We start from the raw sequence: 23,407 nt of genomic DNA, 5'->3' as shown, positions 1-23,407 counted from the left end.
TCATTTATCTGTGTGTCCTAGCCTTTAATACCTGTCGTAGCAATTCCGCCGACAATGTAACGCTGGGCGAAGAAGAATATCGCAAGCGGTGGAATCGAAATTAAGCAAGTGATGGCCATGATGGATTGCATATCAACACCGTACATGCCTTTAAATTGAGATAGGCCGAGTGTTAACGTATATTTCGTCTGATCATTCAGGAAAATGAGTGGTCCCAGATAGTCATTCCAACAACTCATGAACTGGAATACGGAGACCAGGATCAGTGAAGGTCCCATTAGCGGCACGATGATTCGCAGTAGAATCGTCATTTTACTAGCGCCGTCGATCGTCGCTGCTTCATCAAGCTCCCGGGGCAGAGTCATAATGAACTGCCGTAACAAAAAGATGTAATAGGCAGAGCCGAACCAAGACGGAATAATCAGCGGCTTGAGTGTGTTGATCCAACCCAAATAGTTAAACTCCATATACTGCGGAATCATCGTTACTTCCCAAGGGATCATCATGGTAGCCAGAACGACAAGAAACAGGAAATCACGGCCCTTGAATTGGAATCTGGCGAAGCCGTAAGCGACGAGCGTACAGGATATCAGCTGACCCAGGGTGGATAAAACCGTAACGATCAGCGTGTTTTTCAAAAATAAATTAAAGGGCTGGATATTCCATGCCTCTGCGAAGTTACTGAATTTCCAGACGGACGGAATCCATTTGGGAGGAAACAGATAGAGCTCCTGCGGTGATTTCAGTGCCGTGGTCACCGCCCAGAACAGTGGGGCGATGAACAGCAGTGAGAACCCAATCAGCAACGTGTATGCAACTATTTTTTTCATCAGGACCGCCCCCTTGTACTGGCCTTAAGTTTCTTCTGCGGTTGCTTTTTCATTTCACCTTCATAGAACACCCAGGCTTCCGAAGATTTGAATACCAGAAACGTCAAGGTAAGCACAATCAGAAACATAAACCAGGCGTTGGCGGCAGAGTAACCCATTTTAAAATATTTGAAAGCGTTCTCATACATGTACATCGCATAGAAATAGGTTGATTTCATTGGCCCGCCTCCCGTAAGTAGCAGGGCGAGAGTTAACTGCTGGAATGCTGCAATAATTGATGTAATGAGATTGAATAGAATTGTTGGCGTAATCATCGGAATGGTTACACTCAAGAACTTTCGGATTTTACCTGCTCCGTCGATTGAAGCCGATTCGTACAAGTCCTTAGGAATGCCTTTAAGTCCAGCTAGGAAAATAAGCATCATCGATCCTTGTCCCCAGAGGCTGGCAACGACCATTGCAACAAGCGACCAGTTTGTATCATTCAGCCAATCGGGCCCTTGAATGCCCAGGACAGACAAGAAGTAGTTCAGAATTCCATAGTCTCCGCTGTATACCCAGGACCAGATCATAGCAAGCGCAACACCTGAAATTACAGAGGGGAGATAAAATGCCGTACGGAAAATGGCGCTTCCTTTAACCCTTTGGTTGAGCAGCATGGCGAGTCCGAGCGCAACTACAATATTGAGCGGAACGAAGAGGGCTGCAAATTTCAGTGTGACAAATAAAGATTTCCAAAAAAGTGGATCATTCGAAAACATCTCTACATAGTTGTCTAGCCCGATAAAAGTTACCTTACCGACGATTGGCCAATCAAAAAATGAAATGACCAATGAGAACAGCAGGGGGCCTAAAGTGAAGAAAACAAATCCAAATATCCAAGGGAAGATAAAGAGGTAGGGCGCAAGCCCACCCCATCTACGTTTTTTCAAGGCCTTAAGGGTAGCTGTCGGTTCCGATGTATTCTGCAGGTAGGTCTGAGCCATCTCCTAACCTTCTTTCTACAAGTGTTATTTCAAGTATCGCTCGCTGTCCTTAACCGCCTGATTCAGTGCTTCTTGGGCATTGCTGCCGTGCATGACTGCTTCAACTGCAGCCGACAACTGCCGGTTCACTTCATTCCACTTCGGATTGAGCAGAAATGCAGGTGTATTATCGGAACGCTCAAGCATGGTGTAATAAGGCTTGTAAAGCGGGTCTTGATCCTTCTTGAGCTCGTTTACAACACTTTGTCGTACCGGCAGGTCAGCAACGCGCATTTTGATGGATTCATTAGAGACGTAAAATTTAACGAATTCCCATGCAAGATCCTTGTTCTTGGAGTCTTTGGCAATAGACAGTGCGGATTCGGCCAGTACACCTTTAACCGGTTTGCCTGGAAAAGCCGGAATTTCGACCGTGCCTACATCAACTCCCGCTTGTTTGAAAGATTCGAGCGGCCAGATTCCGCTTTCCCACATGGCGATTTTACCGCCTTTGAAAATATCATCACCGCTTTGCTGGCCTTTCCCACCAGTGAGCACTGCGGTACCGTTCTTCACCATATCACCAAACATTTGGATAGCTTCAGCAGTTTCCTTGCTGTTCATGTAGCCTTCGATGGTCTTACCATCCGGGGAGATAAAGGAGCCGCCATTACTCCAGACAAAGCCCTGCAAGTCATACGTATCATTCTCGGCGCGTGCACCGAAGCCGTACTGCTTCTTGGATGGATCCGTCAGCTTTTTAGCGATATCCTGAAAGTCGCTCCATTCCCATCCGTCTTTGGGATAAGGGACACCGGCAGCATCAAAGAGCTTTTTGTTATAATAGACGACACGAGTTGTGAAGCCTGCCGGAATGCCGTATAACTTATCGTCAATTTTTCCATAGTTGAATAATCCTTTGTAAAAATCATCTATCTTCAGGTCTGTATCCTTCTCTGCGAAGCTATCCAGTGGTTCAAGAGATTGATGGTAGGTAGGGAAGTCCCACATGTACATGACGTCTGGCGGGTTACCCGCTCCAAAGCCTGCGGCGAGCTTCTGGTCAAATCCGTCCGCATAGGCCTCAACCTGCACCTTTGTACCGGGATGTTCCGCTTCAAACTTTTTGGCAATATCCTGCTCGATTTTGAGCGCGTCCCCCGTATCCCAGGTTGCAAAACGAAGCGTCTTCGTCTGATCCGAACCGCCGTTCTCCGGATTGGCTGTTCCAGCGTTACCGCTGCATGCAGACAGTATAGATACCATCAGCGTCGTTGCAAGGACAATGTGTGAAATTCTTTTTTTCATATTGTCAGCTCCCTGTCAGTGAGGTTTATAATAATTGAACCGCTTTCATCGTAACGCGAATGAAAGCGGTTCAAAACGTGCATCTATTCGAATGTTGTTGTGATTTTGTTCGAATTGTTGAAGCAGGTGTCAATCTGTTCGAGAGCTGTCGTCTTTTTGTTGGGCACGGTAATGACTCGGTGTCTGACCCGTACAGCGTTTGAACCATTTGCTAAAATATTTGCTATCACCAAGTCCTGTCCGTTCCGCAATTTCCTGCATGGTAAGTTGTGTGTCCCGCAGTAAACCATAAGCAAGGCGCAGTTTCCGTTTATATTGGAAGGCAATGAAACTATCACCAACAGCCTTCTTAAACAGAATGGAGAAATGACTGCGGCTGAGCCCAACCTCTTCCGCCAGTTCGCTGGCTGACCAATCAGCTGCGGGATTAGCATACAGTAGATTCACGGCTTTCCAGATCGGATCTGGCCAATGATTTATGGATATCCCATACAGCTTCTCTAGCTCAGCTTCTTTATGAAGGTTTTGGAACGCCTGCTTCAGATCATCGCTGTTGAGCAAGGATTCTTTACGTGTCCACTTCAACTGACTGCATTTACTCTTACACTCTACCAGAAGGCTATCTGCAGACCCTCGCAGCGAATCAGGAACGATCCAATAATAGTATTCTTCTCCATAAGGGATGATCGTACCCTCGCGCATGCTGCGGTCATTCTTCTCAGCTCCTTGTAGTAGTTCGATCCAAGATGCTCCGCATTCTGCCGTTCGAATTAGATATATCAACAGTGGCTGACTATTAACATGCGATTGACCACCATGCAGCTTCTCCAGCTCCTCTGGAAATTTACAGCTATGCCCGTTCAGCCATGCAAAGAGTAATGTTTCCATACGTTCTTCATCTTTTGGAGCGGGGGGAGCGGAGATAGACAGTTCCTGCTGGAACTTCTTTAACATGTCTTCAAGTTCTTCGTCCTCAAAAGCGGTTTTCAAAAGATATCCGGATGCCCCAAGTTGAATTCCTTGCTGCGCGTATTCAAAGTCGCGATGACAACTGAGCAGAATTATTTTGGTCTTCGGCGCCATCTCCTTTATCTTGCGAGACAGATCGATGCCATCCATCTCTGGCATTACAATATCTGTTATTACAATTTCAGGCCGATGCTCCAGAAAGGCTTCCCAGGCTTTTTGTCCATTGGGCGCGTCAGCTATAACTTCCATCCCAAATTTCTCCCAAGCTACGGTCGAACGTAGGCCTTTCCGTACAATACTCTCATCATCTGCAATCAGCACCTTAATTCTCTTTGCTGTATCCATCCGGACGCTCCTCCTCTTTGGGCCAATGAATGACAATCGCTGTACCTTCACCCTTAGTCGAATGTACCGTAAGCCCGTACTGCGGGCCGAAATGCAGTTTGAATTTCTGGTCTGCGTTCTGTACGCCTAATCCTCCGCGACCACGACGATTCGGATCTGGAACAAGCAAACGCTCCCGTTTTTCTTCCGTCATACCTGCTCCATTATCCCGGAGAGTCAGCAGAAGCTCATTCTTTTCTACGGTGACATCCAGCTTAATTACACCTATTCCATCCGTGAAACCGTGGAAAAATATATTTTCAAACAGTGGCTGCAGAGTCATGCGTGGGATCAGATACTGTTTTAGTGAGTCCTCACAATTCAGCTCATAGCTGAACACATTTCCGTACCTGATCTCCTGAATTTTCAGGAAATGCTCAATCATGCGTAGTTCTCTGCCCACCGTGATCAGTTCCTGCGATATATCCAGATTTCCTTCCAGCACCATCGTTAAGTGATATAACATCTGACGGATATCATCAGCCCCTTCCAGACGTGCCTTCCACTGAATGGAGTTCAACGTATTGAACAGCAGGTGGGGGTTAATCTGATAATGGAAAGCCTTCAGTTCCGCTTCCTTCTTGAGTCGTTCGCTTTGTTCCACTTCCTGGACGAGCGATTGGACACCACTTACCATCCGGTTAAAACTCATATCAAGGCTACCTAGCTCATCTCTGCCTTCGATCGGCATCCGTGTATCCAGCTTACCGAAGCTGACCTTCTGCATCGAATCCTTTAGCGTGCGAATACGAGCCGTAAACCTCGATGAGAACAGATAGGCGAGTCCAAAGGCAAGCAGACATGAAATAATGGCCACGACAATGGTATTCGACCGAATAATGCCCGAGGAGAGGTAGAAGGCTTTGGCAGGTAATCTCGCTTCTATGGTCCACTGGTTCACGGCAAGCGTCCGAATCCATGTAATATCACTATCCTTTTTCGTAAAATTGGATGCGCTTTCATATATAATTCTTCCGTCCGTAGCTTTAATGGTCAGATGCGACTTCGTATCTGTCTCAAACAGCTTGAACATATGGATCAGTTCCTGCGCATTCTCCTCGATGAGTATGGTGCTGCCGTTTTGCGTTCCATTGGAATTATGAATCGGAACAGCGAGTCCAAGAACAGGAAGATTCGAATCGCCTGAGCTGCTCATTGCGTGATTTTGCATATAAAAGCCAAGCCAGTATAGTCCTTTATAAGAAGCCGGTTTTGTCTTCCATTCTGGCATATTTCTCAGCTTGGCTACATCCAAATTGTTCTCTCCATAATAATAGCCAGAGGGCGTAATGATATAGATTCCTGCGGTTTGGTCCGTCCACAGCGATTTTAGTAGTGCTTCAAAGTCATTCTTCTCAATGATTTCGCTATAGCTTACAGGCGCCTGGTTCCTTAGATCGGTATGGGCGGGATCAAGCAAATACGAGTAGATCGTTTCACTCATTTGTTTCATTCGGCCTAAAGATGAGCTCGTTTGTTGCTCCAACTGCGCTACAGCATTTTCACCATATTTGCCAAACTGGGAATTAATGATTTTGGCGGATTGGTAATAGGACAACGCACCAAGCGAGAGCAGCGGAATCAGAGTCACGATGAGAAAACAGAAGAGCAGCTTGGTCCGTATACTGCGGTAGGAACCAGAGAAAATGCGTTTATTAAGCTGCCTGATCCATTGGATGTTCATAAACGGTTTCCCCTCTCGCTATAACTACATCTACCTGCATTCTAGCACGGACAGGTAGCCTATAGAAGAATCCAATCATTTCATGGTAACGCTTTCAAATTACGGATTGCAAATAAAATTTTTCGAGGGAACGGGAAAAGCACGTTCCCGGAAAGCTGTTTAAAACAGCGGACGGAGACGTGCGGTATTTGTGTTAGATTGTGTATTCATGCCCCAGAACCAAGAACACACTCGATGTCCATGTGAATGCCCTGTCACGTAGGCCTTCACCAGTCAGCGCGTCGAAGTTCTCCGCCATACCACTCCGGCTAAGCATACTGCAGAAGCGGCGGGATACTTCCCGAGCGAGCTCAAGGTCACCAGCTGCAGCCACACCCTCCACGAGCAGCATGGTCGATGGTGCCCAGATCGGTCCACGCCAGTACCCGTCTGGTATATAGTAAGGGCTGCTTATGCTCTCGGTCGCCCAACCATTGTCCGTCAGGAAGCGATTATCCTCCCGTAACCCTTCCAGAAGAAGATTTCTGATCGGTTCAGGCAAGCGTTTACCCAGTAGAATCGGAACAAATAACAGCAGACTGTCTCCAACTGAAGGCTCATGTGTACCTGAACGTAAGGAGATAAATTTATCCTCTTTCCAGAAGTGGCTGATCATCTTCTCCAGCGTATCATCCGCCAGTTTTCTCCATTCCGAAGACTCCTCGGTAAGCCCAAGCAACCCGGCAATTTCAGCCAGAAGCTCTGTCTGGATAATGAGAAAGGCAGCTAAATCCGGGCTTTCTACGGGAATTCCATGATTAAACGCGGTGCTGTTATCCCAGCCGGAATCATTACCGTGGTTATATTGGGGAATTCCATCACCATCATCATCACGATACCGAAACCACCATTTCGTCCACTTGCACAATGGACCATATACTTCACGGAGCTGTGCCTCGCGGATATAATCCGTACGTTGCATCATCCAAGCCAGTGTCCATCCATGAATCGGAGGTTTGTTACAGTTCCAAAGCTCATATTTATCGTTCACAAAGTCAGGAATTAATCCACTCTCATCTTGCCGATCAAAAAAGATCATGAACTGGTCCCATGCAAGCTTTGGATCATGGCGAACAAGCGCCATCGCATTGAAACAGTGGTCCCAGCTCCATATATTCGTCATCCAGTTCTTCGACATATACATAGCTGGGCGCGTCAGACAACCCTCCGCTGGAACGAGGCAGGACCAAGTAATGTAAGCCGCGAGCTCCCGCGCATCCTGCCAGCGATCAGGGATCGCAAGACTGCTGTCCAGCCACTGGTTGAATTCAGTCCGAACTGTTTCTACGTCATCATCAAAGGACTCCCATTGTGGACGAGGCTCCCATACTGTGCGGAATTCCTCAACGGCAAACTCAGCTGTATTCGTGTCCGTATCCATACTGAACTCTGCTATTACGCGTGAGCTCTTGATTTTATCCCACGGCACTTCGAGTTTCATGTCGCCTGCAATTCCAGTCAGCATGAAGCGGCATTCATGGGTAAAGCTGTTCACTTCCCAGCTGTTCTTATTTACTTCATATGCATAATCATAAGTTGAGGGGATAAAGGTTAAGCGGATCCCGCATCCTTTTGAACGGAACCGCACCGTGCGGCTATCCGAAATACAGATTTCAGCAAAGACTGCCGACACTGGTGAATTCAGCCGGACGATTTCTGGAGAAGCTTCTGCCGTGAATGGCATCGTCTGATTCTGCTGATCCAACAGTTCGATACGGAATGCCTCGCCAAGTTTATCATCTCCACCCCGCACCGTTCGTAGGTAGAGGCCCTGCTGTCTATTCTGGCCTTCAGGCAGAAGAGAGACGGCAAGAAACGATTCCCTGCGGCTAAAGGGTACAAATTTCAGATCGAATTTCATAATGCTCCTCCTTCAACAAGCAATAATACGCTTTCATTGTAAACCGCTGCTCAAGGAACAGGAACGTCCAGGTGTTTTCGCTAGAGAGGGGAATTTGTTGGCATTGGATGATTCGCGAGGTTATAGGTGTCTTTTTGTTAGAAGATTGGGGAGAAAGTGTTAGATATAGAGGTTGGAAGGAATGGAAAAGCCCATGCATCAGATCGTTCTCGGACGACCTTTCATGGGCTCTTGTCTTTTATCATCATGGATTAAAATTGTTAAAAGAAAAAAAGTTCATTTTGCATGTTGGATCATTTTACGGTATTCCGATTCGGTAACTGAGTCAGATAACTGTTGGATAAGTGTAGAAGATCCAAAGCCCGTTCGTACTGTTCCTTCGTAATATATGCGGAAGAGGTCGATTCCTCTTCGGTTGGTATGGCAGATGCGGGCACGGCTGGTTCATCCTCCAGACTGTCCGGAATCGTGCTCTTCTCCTGATCAGGCTCAGCCGAAACGACATCCTGTCTCCCGGCATCAGCAAGAGAATAATGCGTACCGTCACCGTATCCCGTCTCAGGAACGAACAGTGAAGCATCATTCAATACGGAACCGGAAGGCAGGTAATAGCGCTCTGGCAGCAGATTATTTCCCTCTCGCAGCAAATCCTGCCCAAAATGCAGTTGGTTCTGGAGAGAGGTTCCGGTCAACCCGGCGATCGTTGGCAGAATATCCACCTGTCCTCCGATCTGTTCCAGCTGAGCTGCCGGCGTGATGCCAGGAGCCGTGACGATGAGTGGAATATTGATCATGTCCGCAGACGTGTACTCCCGACCGTAGATTTCCTGCATCAGTTTCTCGTCAGTCCGATCCAGCGAATAGATAGGCAGACCCAGATGGTCACCGTAAACGACCAGCAGGCTATTTTCCCATAGTCCTCGTTCCTTAAGTCCCTCAATAAATTGTCCCACCGCCTGATCGGCATAATGCTGGGACACGAGGTAATCCCCTGGCAACGTATTAACGTACCGTTCCGGCAACGTCAGACTTTTTTTATCTTCTGGCAAATGGTAAGGATGGTGCGCAGACATGGAGATGATTTGTGCATAGAAAGGTGACCCTGATGCCTGCATGGCCTCGAGTTTATCCAGCGTCTTACTGTACAGCACTTCATCCGATGCCGAGAAGGCGATGGAATCCTCTGTTCCGAAATAATTTATGTCATAATACTGATCGAATCCAAGCGCCCTGTATAACTGATCGCGATTCCAGAAGTGCACATCATTCGTATGGAATGTGGCTGTCTGGTACCCGTTCGCGGACATCAGTCTGGGCAGACTTGGCAACTCCTTATTGACATAAACGGTAGTTGCAGCCCCGTTGGGCGGTGTGTAAAACGATGTATTCACGACAAACTCGGCATCCGACGTATTGCCCTGTCCGACTTGCTGATAAAAGTTCGGGAAATACAGGCTTTGTCCAGCCAACTGATTCAGATGGGGTGTAACTTCCTGTCCGTCCAACTGCAATCCGATCAGGAAGTTCTGAAATGATTCGAGCTGGAGGACTATGACGTTGCGTCCTTTGGCTGCACCCTCCTTCACAACAGTGGGTAGTATTGTCGTTTGTTTAATCTCGTCGATATGATTCTGATCGATTTGATCGAGGGGCACGGGTTTGTCAGGCCGATCAGCCAGGATGGTGTACGCTTCGTAACCGAGAATCCCCATCTGCTCCGCCTGAGTAATTTCGCTCATACTCGCCCGATTGGGGTATATGTTGAGCATGACCAGCATCATCGACAGAACCAGGATGACCGAGGCAATCCGCCTTCTGGCCCTTCGTTCAAGCGGCACGCTACCTGGACGTTCAGTCCCGCCGAGCTTGATCCGCCGACGAATCAGAATGCCCGCGATGACCAGAATATCCGCAAAAATAAATAAATAATACGGATCAAGCAAAGAGAACATGCTGCTCTTGACCGAGGTGACCTGATTAACCTGTGCGAGCGCGTGATAATTGACAATGACACCATAATATTTGTAATACATGATCGCTGCGAAGAAGATGCCCGATAGAACCAGATTTAGTCCGAGATAGAGCCACATCCGGCGTTTGGCTGCGAACCACTCAATCAGACAGAAGCAGATCCAGATCAGCGGCAACTCTGTCAGCAGCGGTTTCCAGACGGGGATGTCATCGAAGATCACAATCCAGGCCAGAGAGCTTTTGATCATCATAATAACGGTGAATACTATAAACGGTCCGCTTAGAAACCGGGTGAGTGAATTGCGTGACAAGTTACCGCCTTCCTTCCTTTCCGAAGTTTCATTTAACAAGTATTATGCTATCTCATGGCATGTCGTGTCAAAAGCACCAAACCTCTTGGTTGCTCGCCTCATGCAATTATTGGAAAAAGGAGAGAGGAGTTTGGGTCATTTATGACCTCGCATATACAAAAAGCCCCTTCCATTGAAGAAGAGGCGGAAGGGGTTGTCAATTTAAAGTACAAATAATATAGACGATGCTAACCCAAAGTGTAATCACAGTATATCTGTAGACTTGCATACAGATTATGGAGCGTAAAACCAGTTCTGCTCCCGTTCGTTTACTCTATGGTGAATGTCGTGACGAATGAAGATCTTGGAAACATGGTGGGCTTCTGTGCAGTCAGCCCTTCACTCGTGCTGCGGTTGCGGTGAGCATGGTTATAGGCTTGAGACTGCTGCCAGTTTTTGAAATGATCCTCGGTCTGCCAAAGTGTAAGGACTACATACGTATCGTCCTTTAACGGACGAAGCACACGAATGCCGACAAAGCCGGGTTCGTCTTCCACTTTGCGCGCACGGTTCTTGAAACGTTCCTCGAAGTCGTTCCGTCCATCTTCGGTAACAGGTATGTTGTTGAGAACGGCATAACCACCGCCTGTCCAGGAGCCTGCGGCATCGAAGGCCTCATACGCCGCTACATTGTCATCGGACTCGATGTTCATCAGACGTTCTGTCGATTCAATGGCCAAACGAAGCTGTTCCTCGCTGCGCAATGTCAGATGAGGATATGCAGCAAGTGCATCTGGAATCGGTGAAGGGACCAAATAGATATACATAGAAGATGCCTCCTTATTTACGTACATTCTCCCCCTCAACATAGCATATGGGAAGGGGCGAGTCCAATCCGCGGATTGGCTGGTTTGAGCACTGCTTTTCGTGATAAAGTATAGACACTACAATCAGAACGGGTGATCGCATGACAACCGCAATTCGAATATCAGTCAGGCCTTTGGTGGAATATGTGTACCGCAGTGGCAGCATACGTCCAGGGTTCCGCACCAATGCATCGATGCAGGAGGGAACTCGGATACACCAGCGGGTGCAGAAGGATTACACAGAAGAGGATTTGAAAGAAGTGGTTCTCGAAGTGGAACTGCAGCATGGAGACTTGACCTACGTGGTGGAGGGACGATGTGACGGACTGATTCGTCTGGATGGTCAACTGACGGTGGATGAGATCAAATCAACTGCGGGAAATCTGGACGAGCTGGGCGATGGGGCCCCCGTGCACTGGGCTCAGGCCATGATGTATGCCTATATGTACGCCGTTCAGCATGATGAACCCCGTATGCAGGTGCAGCTTACGTACGTGCACACCGTGAGTAATGAAGAAAGACGGTTTCGGCGGATGCTGGAACGGCAGGAGCTGGAACAGTTTGCAGCTGAGCTGGTCGCTGGCTACGCGCCATATGCAGAGATGATCGTGGAATATGAAGAGAAGCGAGATATAAGCGTGCGCGAGCTGCCTTTTCCTTTTCGCAAATACAGGGAGGGACAGCGCAAGCTGGCAGGAGCTGTATACAAGACGATTCGTGAGGGACAGGGACTGATGGCGAAAGCGCCAACGGGTATTGGCAAAACGATGTCTGTACTGTTTCCCACGGTCAAGGCGATTGGTGAAGGAGAAGCCAAACGTTTGTTTTATCTGACCGCTAGAACGACGACGCGAGTGGCGGCAGAAGAAGCTTTTGCCCGGATGCAGGCCGAAGGATTGAAGATGCATGTGATCAGTCTCACCGCAAAGGACAAGATCTGTTTCAAGGAAGAGGAAGCCTGTGATACGGGACAGTGCGGCATGTGCGAAGGATATTATGACCGTATTAATGGAGCGGTGCTGGATATGCTGGAACATGAGACGTTAATGACACGCCCGGTTATTGAACAGTACGCGCGCAAGCATCGGGTATGTCCGTTTGAATTTTCACTGGATGCTGCGTATGCCGCTGATGCGGTGATTTGCGATTATAACTATATTTTCGATCCACGCATCTCGCTCAAACGCATGCTGGAGGAGCAGAAGCGCAAGACGGTATTATTGGTCGATGAGGCACATAATCTGGTTGATCGGGGTCGAATGATGTTTTCGGCAGAGCTGGAGAAGGCCGTCTTTCTGGATGTCAAAAGGGAGTTCCAGACGCTGGGCAGCAGTGTGACCGCTGCCAAAGCCATCGCGGATCGTACGGGTGCCATCGACAAATACCTGATTACGCTTCGCAAAAACGGCGGGGATGAGGGCAAATTGCTGCAACAGGAGGCGCCGGAGGAGCTGATTGAACTGCTGGAGCCTTTTGTCATGGTTGCGGAGCAATGCCTTGTTGAAGGGGGTTCGGGAAATGCCGAGACGGATGAATTGCTGCTGACAGCTTATTTCACCGCACAGAATTTCCTGCGTATTGCCAAGCTGTATGATGATCGCTTCATTACCTATATGGAATGTGTGCGAAGTGAAGTACGAGTGAAGCTGTTCTGCCTGGATCCGTCTGTGCTGCTGCGCCAGACTGCCAAAGGGTTCCGTTCTACCATTCATTTCTCTGCGACATTGTCACCTCTTGGTTATTACCGGGATATGCTAGGTGCGGAGGAAGAGGATTATACCTTGCGTATTGCTTCGCCTTTCCAGCGGGAGCAGCTGGATGTGAGATTGCTGCCATTATCGATTCGCTATCGGGATCGTGAACGTTCCAGACAGCCTATTGCCAGTATGCTGCGCCAGTTGGTTGCCGAGTGGCCCCATAGCAACCTGCTCGTCTTTTTCCCATCCTATCCTTATATGCGCGAAGTACATGCGACGTATATGGAACAGCCGGGCGAGGCAGAAGTCATGATGCAGGAGCAGGGCATGAGTGAAGAGGAACGGGAGGCGTTCCTGAACGCGTTCCAGCCAAATCCTGAACGAACACGGTTGGTATTTGCCGTGATGGGCGGTGTATTTTCCGAAGGTGTGGATCTGCCGGGTGATCGTCTGAATGGAGTTGTGGTGGTCGGTGCTGGATTACCCCAAATTGGTCTGGAGAACAACGTACTCCGTGATTATTATAGTCGTACAGGGCGAAATGGATTCAATTATGCCTATGTTTTCCCAGGTATGAACAAGGTATTGCAGGCAGGTGGAAGGCTGATACGTACGGAAGAGGATAAGGGCGTACTGGTGCTGGTCGATGATCGTTTCACCGAGGAACCTTATCGTTCATTGCTGCCCGAGGAGTGGCAGGACTACACACGGATTTCACCCTAATAACGATTTATAGCTAAAAGATCGATCGTAGACTTTTCAGCTTTCTTTGCTGTGCATGATTGAAGGGTAGGCCGAAAAGGGTATTACTTGGATAGCATACGAACGAACAAGGACGATACAGATCCGTGCCGTGGTCCGCTTCGAAAGCAATCAAGGAGGTCGGTTGGGAATGAAGAGAAATCATACGATGATGCAGTTTTTTGAATGGCACCTGGCCGCAGACGGAAACCACTGGAAGCGATTGGCCGAAATGGCGCCAGAGCTAAAAGCCAAAGGCATTGATTCGGTGTGGGTGCCTCCGGTGACCAAAGCCGTATCTGCCGAGGATACCGGTTACGGTGTATATGACCTGTATGATCTGGGTGAATTTGACCAGAAGGGCAGCGTGCGCACCAAATATGGCACCAAACAGGAACTGGTCGATGCAATTGCCGAGTGCCAGAAGAATGGCGTTGCCGTCTATGTCGATCTGGTGATGAACCATAAGGCGGGTGCGGATGAGAAGGAAGTCTTCAAGGTGATTGAGGTCGATCCCAATGATCGGTTGAAGGAAATCTCCAAACCGTTCGAGATTGAGGGCTGGACCAAATTTACATTTCCGGGCCGCGGGGATCAATACTCCTCTTTCCAATGGAACGCCGAACATTTCAACGGCACCGACTTTGATGCCAAGGAAGAACGGAGTGGTGTGTTCCGCATTGCAGGGGAGAACAAGAACTGGAATCAGAATGTCGACGATGAGTTCGGTAACTATGATTACCTGATGTTCGCCAATATTGATTACAATCACCCGGATGTTCGGCAGGAAATGCTCCAATGGGGAAAATGGCTCATCGATACGCTGCAATGCAGCGGTTTTCGACTGGATGCGATCAAGCATATCAATCACGAATTCATCAAGGAATTCGCCGCCGAGATGATACGCAAACGGGGTCAGGATTTCTACATTGTGGGTGAATTCTGGAACTCCAACCTCGATGCCTGTCGTGAATTTTTGGATACGGTTGATTACAAGATTGATCTGTTTGATGTGTCCCTGCATTACAAACTTCATGAAGCTTCCCTGGCTGGCCGGGATTTCGATCTTACCAAAATTTTTGATGATACCCTGGTGCAGACACATCCAACGCATGCCGTTACGTTTGTCGATAACCATGATTCCCAGCCGCACGAAGCGCTGGAATCCTGGGTGGGCGATTGGTTCAAGCCAAGCGCATATGCGCTGACGCTGCTGCGTCGTGACGGTTACCCGGTTGTCTTTTACGGTGATTATTACGGTATTGGTGGTCCCGAACCTGTCGAGGGCAAGAAGGAGATTCTGGATATTCTGATGTCAGCCCGTTACAACAAAGCTTATGGAGAGCAGGAGGATTACTTCGATCACGCGAATACGATTGGGTGGGTACGCCGTGGGGTGGACGAAATCGAAGGCTCCGGTTGTGCAGTGGTTATCTCAAATGGTGATGATGGTGAGAAACGGATGTTGGTCGGCGAACACCGCGCTGGCGAAGTCTGGACCGATCTGACGCACAGCTGCGAGGACAGCATTACCATTGAGAAAGACGGCTGGGCCACCTTCCATGTATGTGGCGGAGGCGTCTCCGTATGGGCTCTTCCGGATCAGGGTGAGGATTCTGCTGCTCAATAATACGTTGAGGGTCAGGGTAATTTCATATATCTTGTTAAACCATCTGAACTGGCGATCTTTCTGCCAGCAGGTGGTTTTTTTATATTAGGTGGAGTGAGTTTGTTCGTGTTATCCTTATATGGAATAATAAACCAACATAATAATTCCTATTAAAATTGATTCTTGATTATTTTTGATAGATCATACCGAGAGGGAAATCGGATGAGGAGATTGGTACAATTGGGTTTGTGGCTGCTTGTAATGGCGGTCTGTCTGGGGGCTTGCAGTTTGGGAACAAACAAAGGCCCCAGGGGGGAACCGAAGCGAACGGATGATTTTACGCTGAATACTGAGAAAAGGGATCTGACCGAGCGTTTGCAGAAAAATCCGGATTCCTTTCAGGAGCGATTGCCAGATGATTATAGCTTGACTGCTACTGTTAGAGTTCATCATGAATCTGATCTGGACCGCATTATATATGAGATTTCTGTTAAAGAGGCCCAGGTTCCGATGGTCAATGTGATACAGTCTTTTACACTTGATCACAGATCAATAGAAAGGCAGCACCCGTAAAGCTCCTTCAAAGGAACCTGAATGGATGCTGCCTCTTCATTTTGGCGCTAAATATGGTTTGATATGCGTACTACACTTCCAGTTCAAACGACTCCAGTGTACCCACCATTCTTAGATCATGTTCTTGGTTGAACTGTGCCCGTTTGTCCGCATCCGCGTATTCATCATGATAATGCATGAGCATGGTTTTCTGTCTCACTTCGGCAGGCAGTTGTTGCAGATCCTTCAGTGAGGTGTGCGATTTGATCACCAGATCGTGCATATGACATTCGTGGAAAATCAGCTGTACGTCTGCGGCGGCCTGCTCTACGCGTTCCTGATCCAGCGTGCTGTCTGCGCTATAGTAGAAGTAGGGCTTTGCAAGAAGGCCATTGCTGACCATACCGGGCACGTGCTGTGTTCGAAAAGTCTCAAACGTCACGCCACCCAGCTCAAATGTGCCTCCATCCGGTAAAGCTACGATATCATAATAGTCGCTCATCGTACGCTCCCCATCGGTTGTATAACGCATGCCTGGGGATAAAATATTCCATAACGGATCAACCAGTTCTTCGTGGATAAACAGGCGTGGCTTGCGGTTGCCCACAATCTGCGAATAATATCCGAGCATCTGGACTCCGTTAATATGATCTTCATGCAGATGGGTGATATACACATTGTGGATATCCGTCATTGGATAGTCGTTTTCCTTTAATGCTCTTGCATTGGATTCCGGAAAATCAATCACCAGATGTGTATCGCCGAATTCGGCCAGCATACTGTTGTGGTGTTGCTCCACACTGAACATGTCCCCTGTACCGAGAAATGTTATTTTCATCCATTTCATCTCCTTCTATCATCTTCAGATCAGCATCAATTAGATTAAATCCAGTATACCTCGTTCCAGAAAATATGCCTAAATCAACCTTTTGTGATAACGCTATCATTTTATATTGAACTTTGTAGGCAAACAGTGTAGCGTAAAGATTGGGAAGTGAACCCATATGAACGTAAACTCACCTAAAGGGAGCGTGCGAGGCGAATGAAGTCTTTTCTGGATGAACAATTTTTGCTGCACAATGAAACGGCGATCAAGTTATATGAGGACTATGCGAAGGACATGCCGATTATTGACTATCACTGCCACCTGAGTCCACAGGAGATCTACGAGAATAAAACCTTTGGCAATATTACAGAGGCCTGGCTATACGGTGATCACTACAAATGGCGGCTGATGCGCGCAAACGGAATTGAGGAGCAGTACATTACGGGTGGAGAGGGCGTAACCGATTACGACCGTTTTCTGGCGTATGCCAAAACCGTACCGATGATGATTGGTAACCCGCTGTACGCGTGGTCTCATTTGGAATTACAGTGTTATTTCGGTGTCTATGAAGTGTTGAATGAGACGAGCGCCCCGGCCATCTGGGAAAAAGTAAATGCAAAACTGAACAGTGACGGATTCGGTGCACGTGATCTCATTACCAAATCCAATGTGACCGTGGTATGCACGACGGATGATCCATGTGATTCCCTGGAATATCACCTGAAGATTCAGGAGATTGAAGGATTCGATACCGCAGTATTGCCTTCTTTCCGGCCGGATAAAGGATTGGAATTGAACCGTGATACCTTCTCGGAATGGGTAGGCAAGCTGTCGCAGGCAGCCGGAACGGCAATTTCCGATTATGACTCATTCCTCTCTGCTCTGGAATCACGGGTAGAGTTCTTCCACTCCGTAGGAGGCCGGGTGTCTGACCATGCACTGGATTATGTACCTTTCGGTGTGGCTACACGGGAGGAAGCAGGGGCTATATTCGCGAAGGCTCTCGCTGGGCAGAAGGTTAGCCGTGAGGAAGAGGACAAGTACAAGACGGTAACGCTAACTTTCCTTGGCAAGCTGTACGCAGATCGTGGCTGGGTTATGCAATTCCATATTAACGCGGCCCGAAACAATAACAGCCGGATGTTCGCCCAGCTTGGTCCGGATACCGGATATGATGCGGTTAATGATACACCGCTTTCTTCAGCCATTATCGGTTTGCTCGATGCGCTGGAGCAGCAGCAGGCGCTGCCGAAAACGATTCTGTATTCCTTGAATCCCCGGGACAATGAAGTGCTCGCAGCGATTATCGGCAGCTTCCAGGGCGGCGGCATCCCAGGCAAAATTCAGCTTGGTGCAGCCTGGTGGTTCAATGATACGAAGGATGGCATGCTTGCTCAAATGAAGGCGCTGGCCAATGTAGGTCTAATCAGCCGTTTCGTCGGCATGTTAACCGATTCCCGCAGTTTCCTCTCCTACACACGACATGAGTATTTCCGCCGCCTGGTCTGCAACCTTATCGGTGAATGGGCCGAACAAGGTGAGGTACCGCATGATATGGAACTACTTGGACAGATCGTACAGGGCATTGCCTACAACAATGCGAAGGATTATTTCCCTTTTGCTTCCGCGCTCAAAACGGTTTCTGCTTCGCAGTCCTGATTCTTCTATATTTCGTTCAAAACCGTGACTTTAAAGTCACGGTTTTTTGTTATGGCTTCAGCCAGTTGAGTGCGTGAAACGCGCGAAACAAAAAACCACCCGCTATGCGGGTGGAGGGACCTGAGGTTTGACCACCAAGACCATTCCGATAAAATTGAGATGTTCAGGCTCAACGAAAGGAATGGTCTTAGATGGCAAATAAGAGCTACAGCCTAGCTCACACAAAGTGGATGTGCAAATACCACATTGTATTCACCCCGAAGTATAGACGGAAAGAAATCTATAATCAAGTGAGAAGAGACTTGATCGAAATTTTCAAACGTCTATGTAAGTACAAAGGAGTAGAAATTATAGAAGGTCACATGATGCCCGATCATGTTCACATGTTGGTAGCGATCCCACCGAAAATGGCTGTCTCCACGTTCATGGGATATCTAAAGGGAAAAAGTTCGCTCATGATCTTCGAGAAACACGCCCAGCTCAAGTATAAATACGGAAATCGAAAATTTTGGGCAGAAGGGTATTACGTAAGTACAGTGGGTCTAAATGAAGCAACGGTAAGAAAGTATATACGTGAACAAGAAGCACATGATCAGGCGATAGATAAGCTGAGTGTAAAAGAATATGAAGATCCATTTAACAGCAACAAGAGCAAAAAGAAGTAAAACCAGTTTAACTGGTAAGTGAAAGTGACAAATAACACTGAGCCTGAACAGATTTGCTGTCAGGCTAGCGTCTTTAGGCGCAGTTTGGCAACAGGGGGTTATACCCCAAGAGCAAACCACCCGTTGGACGGGTGGTCCTGATTGTGCATTTGCCGTTTGACATTCAACTTTTGCAGGAATATACTTAGTACACCTAATTAATTGATTCGCTATTTAATTGGAATGCTATTTAATAGATGTCCTACGGTGTTGGATTTCTATGGAATGATAATGTGAATAAGGGGGGGACAATAATGACTGGCATAGATCCGGTTGCCCAGAAGCTTTTGTACTCCATTATGCAGTTTAATAAAGGCAAATGGAGGCAACATAAACCGCATGGGCGTAATCACAATGAAATTATGGTTTTGGGGTGTTTGCTCCACGGCATGCATCCGGGAGAACGATTGAATTGGCAGGATAATCCTCCTAATTTCAATGACACGCTGCATTCAAAACACCCAGGACTGAAAGTATCGGAAATTAGTGCTTTGTTGCGTGTAAAATCGCCAACGATTACTCCTGTCATTCGGGGGCTTGAAGACGAAGGTCTGGTTGAACGAACCATGGACCCGGAGGATCGTCGCGCAGTCCGCATCACCATTACCGAAGCAGGCCGTGATATTATTCGTGCTGCACATCAGGAGCGCATGGAGATATTCAATAAGCTCGTTGAGCATCTGGGTGAGGAAGACAGTCTTCAATTAGCGGAGTTGTTGACCAAGGTGTACACCTTTTTCGATACAAAGGTTTCCCAACAGATGGATGCGTCCACACAAGGAGATGATAAGCCATGATGAAATTGTTTCGCATGCTTAAGCCTTACCGAGTCCCCATTTTCTTCATATTGGGTCTGGTGCTGTTACAGTCGTTAGCTGAACTGTATTTGCCAACCCTGATGGCGGACATCGTTAATGGCGGCATAGTAAAAGGAGATGTTCCATACATCTGGCAAATTGGTGGCTGGATGCTGTTAATTGCTGTGGCAGGCACGGCCTGTTCTGTAACAGCCAGTTATCTCTCCTCCCGTACAGCGGGTGGATTTGCCAAACAGCTACGCAGCAGAGTGTTCCGCCATGTGGAGAACTTTTCGCTGCAGGAATTTGATAAATTGGGTACAGCCTCGCTGATTACCCGTACCACAAATGATATTACGCAGGTTCAGAACGTATTAACGATGATGCTGCGCATGATGGTTATGGCCCCGATGATGTGTATCGGTGGTATCTTCATGGCGGTATCCCAGGATGCCAAATTATCGACCATTTTCTTAGTTGTCCTGCCTGTGCTGGCTGGGGCTATCGCCCTGATTGGTGCGAAAGGTCTGCCTTTGTTCAAACAAATTCAGAAAAAACTCGACCGACTCAATCTGGTTCTGCGTGAGCAACTAACAGGGATTCGCGTGGTTCGTTCCTTTAATCGTGGGGAACATGAGCGTGTTCGTTTTAATGGAGCCAATACGGATCTAAGAGACGTTTCCATTAAAGTGAATGTGCTCATGGCAACATTAATGCCTGTGATGATGCTGGTTATGAACTTTTCAATGATAGCCATCCTTTATTTCGGTGGACAGCGTATCGATAGTGGAAATATGAATATTGGTTCACTGATTGCCTTTATTCAGTATGCGATGCAGATCATGTTCTCCCTCATTATGGTCTCCATTATCTTTGTCATGATTCCAAGAGCTTCGGCTTCGGCAGAACGGATCAACGAAGTATTGGATATGCATCCGGATCTTAGCAATCCAGAGCAGCCTAGTCATATGAAATCGCTGCAAGGTACGATTGAATTCGATAACGTGACATTCCGTTATCCAGGTGCAGAGAATGCTGCATTGTCAGGCATTTCATTTACGGCACGTCCGGGTGAAACCACAGCCATTATTGGAGGTACGGGCTCTGGGAAATCCACATTGCTCAGTCTCATTCCACGTTTCTATGATGTGACGGAGGGCAGTGTACGGGTAAATGGAACAGATGTCCGTGAGCTGCGGCAGGAAGATCTGCGGGCCAAAATCGGATTTGTACCGCAAAAAGCGGTCCTTTTCACCGGAACGATCGCGGAGAATATCCGCCACGGGAAGGATGACGCCACGATGGAGGAGATTGTTCGAGCCGCTCAAACGGCTCAGGCAGAGAACTTCATCACGGAGATGAAAGACGGTTACGACAGCGTTATTGCGCAGGGAGGTAACAACGTTTCCGGTGGACAGAAGCAGCGTTTGTCCATTGCACGCGCACTGGTTCGCCGTCCGGAAGTATATATTTTTGACGACAGCTTCTCGGCTCTCGATTTCAAAACCGATGCCAAGCTTCGTGCTGCCCTGAAGTCCGAAACGACTGAAGCAGCAGTGTTAATCGTAGCTCAGCGTGTAAGTACGGTTATGGATGCGGATCGCATTCTGGTTATGGATGAGGGACAAATTGTTGGTTCGGGAACACATAAAGAGCTGCTGGAGCACAATGAAGTGTATCGCGAGATTGTATCCTCCCAGCTGACAGAGGAGGAGATCGCATGAGTGAACGTACAGAACGCAAGTCACCTCGTCCCCCTGGCGGGCCGGGACATCCCGGAGGCGGAATGGGCATGCGGGCTCCCGTGGAGAAAGCGAAGGATTTCAAAGGTACACTGCGGCGTTTGATGCGTTATCTTCAGCCCCACAGCTATAGATTGCTGGGTGTGCTGGTCGCTGCGATTCTAAGTACTGTGTTCAGCATTATCAGTCCTAAGGTAATGGCGGAAGGTACGGATATTCTCAGTAAAGGCGCCATTGCCATCCTTCAGGGTGTGCAGGGGGCCGGGATTGATTTTCCTGCCTTGATGAAGGTTTTGTATCTGCTTGGAGGACTGTATCTGTTTAGTGCAGCGTTCATGTACATTCAGCAATACTTGATGGCTGGTGTTGCTCAACGAGTTGTATATGATATGCGTGAGCAGATCAGTGCCAAGGTTGGACGGCTGCCGCTGAAATATTTTGACTCCCGTACCCACGGTGAAACATTAAGCCGGGCGACAAACGATGTGGACAACATCAGTAATACGCTCCAGCAAAGTTTGGCGCAGTTCATTACGTCTGTCGTTACCATTGTCGGGGTTATCATCATGATGTTGACCATTAGTCCATGGATGACCCTCATTACCATTTTGACACTGCCATTAAGCGTGGTAGTAGTTATGCTGGTGGCATCCCGTTCGCAAAAACACTTTGCAGGCCAGCAGAAATCACTTGGTGAATTGAACGGCCATGTCGAAGAAATGTACACCGGACACAAGGTGGTTAAAGCCTTTGGACGGGAAGAACATTCGGTAGAACAGTTCGAAAAAGTGAACGAAGAGCTGTATGAATCCGGTTGGAAAGCCCAGTTTATCTCAGGTATTATCATGCCACTGATGACGTTTGTAGGTAACCTTGGTTATGTGCTGATCTGCGTGGTCGGCGGGATCTTTGTTACACGTGGTGCCATCTCCATCGGGGATATCCTTGCATTCACACAGTACTCCCGTCAGTTCACTCAGCCGATTAACCAGATTGCCAACATCTCGAATATCATTCAGTCCACTATCGCTTCGGCGGAGCGGGTATTTGAATTGCTGGATGAAGAGGAAGAGGTTCCAGAGTCTTCGAAACCAGTACAATTGCAGTATCCACAGGGTGCCGTTGCATTCCATGGTGTGAATTTTGGATATAAAGCGGATGAGTTACTCATTCATAATATGAATATTGATGTAAAACCGGGGCAGACGGTGGCCATTGTTGGGCCGACTGGAGCGGGTAAAACAACGCTAATCAACCTCCTGATGCGTTTCTATGAAATTCAGGACGGCCAAATTACGATTGACGGCGTTAATATCGTGGACATGGAACGCGGCAAGCTGCGCAGCCTGTTTGGGATGGTACTTCAGGACACATGGCTGTTCAACGGGACGATCCGTGACAACATCGCCTATGGCCGAGAAGGGGCAACGGAAGAGGAAGTCATCAAGGCAGCCGATGCGGCCCATGCCGATCACTTCATTCGTACCTTGCCTGATGGATATGACACGGTGCTGAATGAAGAAGCCTCGAACATTTCACAGGGGCAGAAGCAATTGCTGACGATTGCGAGAGCCATTCTCGCGAATCCGGCTATTCTGATTCTGGATGAGGCAACGAGTAGCGTGGATACTCGGACCGAAGTGTTCATCCAGAAAGCGATGAATGATCTGATGAAAGATCGCACCAGCTTTGTCATTGCCCACAGATTATCCACCATACGCGGAGCCGACCTGATTCTTGTTATGGATCATGGTAACGTGATTGAGCAGGGTAATCATGAGGAACTGATGGAGAAACAAGGTTTCTATGCGGATCTGTACAACAGTCAGTTTACGGAGCAACAGCCACAGGCGATCTGATCGCAGTTTATGGTGAAATAGTAATAAAAAGCCGGGTGGTATTATCCCCTTTAA

At 48.0% G+C, this 23,407-nt stretch carries 17 protein-coding genes; 8 read left to right on the top strand and 9 right to left on the bottom strand.

The annotated features are described in order from the left end of the window. Positions 1-17 precede the first annotated feature (17 nt). The 8 genes from RS891_RS29775 to RS891_RS29740 all read right to left on the bottom strand — a co-directional run bounded on the left by RS891_RS29775 (position 18) and on the right by RS891_RS29740 (position 11,128). Positions 18-830 carry a carbohydrate ABC transporter permease gene (locus RS891_RS29775; protein ID WP_076287438.1) on the bottom strand — a complete coding sequence of 271 codons (813 nt, stop codon included), beginning with the start codon at positions 828-830 and terminating at the stop codon, positions 18-20. Further along, positions 830-1,816 (bottom strand): carbohydrate ABC transporter permease, encoded by a 987-nt coding sequence (locus RS891_RS29770; protein WP_175381508.1) that lies wholly within the window; start codon positions 1,814-1,816, stop codon positions 830-832. The genes RS891_RS29775 and RS891_RS29770 overlap by 1 nt, the downstream gene beginning before the upstream one ends. A gap of 24 nt (positions 1,817-1,840) precedes the next feature. Beyond that, positions 1,841-3,103 carry an ABC transporter substrate-binding protein gene (locus tag RS891_RS29765; RefSeq protein WP_315793922.1) on the bottom strand — a complete coding sequence of 421 codons (1,263 nt, stop codon included), beginning with the start codon at positions 3,101-3,103 and terminating at the stop codon, positions 1,841-1,843. Between the two features lie 129 nt (positions 3,104-3,232). Then, positions 3,233-4,417 carry a response regulator transcription factor gene (locus tag RS891_RS29760; RefSeq protein ID WP_315793921.1) on the bottom strand — a complete coding sequence of 395 codons (1,185 nt, stop codon included), beginning with the start codon at positions 4,415-4,417 and terminating at the stop codon, positions 3,233-3,235. Further along, on the bottom strand, positions 4,395-6,140 hold the full coding sequence (locus RS891_RS29755) for a sensor histidine kinase (protein WP_315793920.1): 1,746 nt from the start codon (positions 6,138-6,140) through the stop codon (positions 4,395-4,397). The genes RS891_RS29760 and RS891_RS29755 overlap by 23 nt, the downstream gene beginning before the upstream one ends. A 193-nt stretch (positions 6,141-6,333) precedes the next feature. Then, positions 6,334-8,040: an amylo-alpha-1,6-glucosidase gene (locus RS891_RS29750; protein WP_315793919.1), complete on the bottom strand. Its 1,707-nt coding sequence runs from the start codon at positions 8,038-8,040 to the stop codon at positions 6,334-6,336. Positions 8,041-8,333: 293 nt separating this feature from the next. Beyond that, positions 8,334-10,322: an LTA synthase family protein gene (locus RS891_RS29745; RefSeq protein WP_315793918.1), complete on the bottom strand. Its 1,989-nt coding sequence runs from the start codon at positions 10,320-10,322 to the stop codon at positions 8,334-8,336. Positions 10,323-10,630: 308 nt separating this feature from the next. Next, positions 10,631-11,128 (bottom strand): antibiotic biosynthesis monooxygenase family protein, encoded by a 498-nt coding sequence (locus tag RS891_RS29740; RefSeq protein WP_315793917.1) that lies wholly within the window; start codon positions 11,126-11,128, stop codon positions 10,631-10,633. A 140-nt stretch (positions 11,129-11,268) separates the two neighbouring features. Between RS891_RS29740 and RS891_RS29735 the strand changes: the two genes are divergently transcribed. The 3 genes from RS891_RS29735 to RS891_RS29725 all read left to right on the top strand — a co-directional run bounded on the left by RS891_RS29735 (position 11,269) and on the right by RS891_RS29725 (position 15,787). Next, entirely contained in the window at positions 11,269-13,587 is a 2,319-nt protein-coding gene (locus RS891_RS29735; protein ID WP_315793916.1) for a helicase C-terminal domain-containing protein, read from the top strand. 169 nt (positions 13,588-13,756) lie between these two features. After that, entirely contained in the window at positions 13,757-15,235 is a 1,479-nt protein-coding gene (locus RS891_RS29730) for an alpha-amylase (protein WP_315793915.1), read from the top strand. 201 nt (positions 15,236-15,436) lie between these two features. After that, on the top strand, positions 15,437-15,787 hold the full coding sequence (locus tag RS891_RS29725; RefSeq protein WP_315793914.1) for a hypothetical protein: 351 nt from the start codon (positions 15,437-15,439) through the stop codon (positions 15,785-15,787). Positions 15,788-15,857: 70 nt separating this feature from the next. Here the strand turns inward: RS891_RS29725 and RS891_RS29720 are convergent, their stop codons facing one another. Continuing rightward, positions 15,858-16,604, bottom strand: coding sequence for an MBL fold metallo-hydrolase (locus tag RS891_RS29720; protein ID WP_315793913.1), 747 nt, complete (start codon positions 16,602-16,604; stop codon positions 15,858-15,860). A 204-nt stretch (positions 16,605-16,808) separates the two neighbouring features. Here RS891_RS29720 and uxaC point away from each other — a divergent pair, with 204 nt between their 5' ends. From uxaC to RS891_RS29695, 5 genes are all read left to right on the top strand, one after another. Further along, positions 16,809-18,251 carry a glucuronate isomerase gene (uxaC, locus tag RS891_RS29715; RefSeq protein WP_315793912.1) on the top strand — a complete coding sequence of 481 codons (1,443 nt, stop codon included), beginning with the start codon at positions 16,809-16,811 and terminating at the stop codon, positions 18,249-18,251. Positions 18,252-18,442: 191 nt separating this feature from the next. Continuing rightward, a complete protein-coding gene (gene tnpA, locus RS891_RS29710) occupies positions 18,443-18,916 on the top strand; it encodes an IS200/IS605 family transposase (protein ID WP_315793911.1) in 474 nt (157 codons plus the stop codon). 293 nt (positions 18,917-19,209) lie between these two features. Further along, a complete protein-coding gene (locus tag RS891_RS29705; protein ID WP_113053033.1) occupies positions 19,210-19,752 on the top strand; it encodes a MarR family winged helix-turn-helix transcriptional regulator in 543 nt (180 codons plus the stop codon). Beyond that, positions 19,749-21,476 carry an ABC transporter ATP-binding protein gene (locus RS891_RS29700; protein WP_315793910.1) on the top strand — a complete coding sequence of 576 codons (1,728 nt, stop codon included), beginning with the start codon at positions 19,749-19,751 and terminating at the stop codon, positions 21,474-21,476. The genes RS891_RS29705 and RS891_RS29700 overlap by 4 nt, the downstream gene beginning before the upstream one ends. Further along, on the top strand, positions 21,473-23,353 hold the full coding sequence (locus RS891_RS29695; RefSeq protein ID WP_315793909.1) for an ABC transporter ATP-binding protein: 1,881 nt from the start codon (positions 21,473-21,475) through the stop codon (positions 23,351-23,353). Before RS891_RS29700 ends, RS891_RS29695 begins: the two co-directional genes overlap by 4 nt. Positions 23,354-23,407: the final 54 nt, after the last annotated feature.

The organism is Paenibacillus sp. BIC5C1 (assembly GCF_032399705.1).
Classification (GTDB): Bacteria; Bacillota; Bacilli; order Paenibacillales; family Paenibacillaceae; genus Paenibacillus; species Paenibacillus taichungensis_A.
The sequence above is the reverse complement of the archived record's forward strand: the minus strand, read 5'-3'. Positions and strand labels throughout refer to the sequence as shown.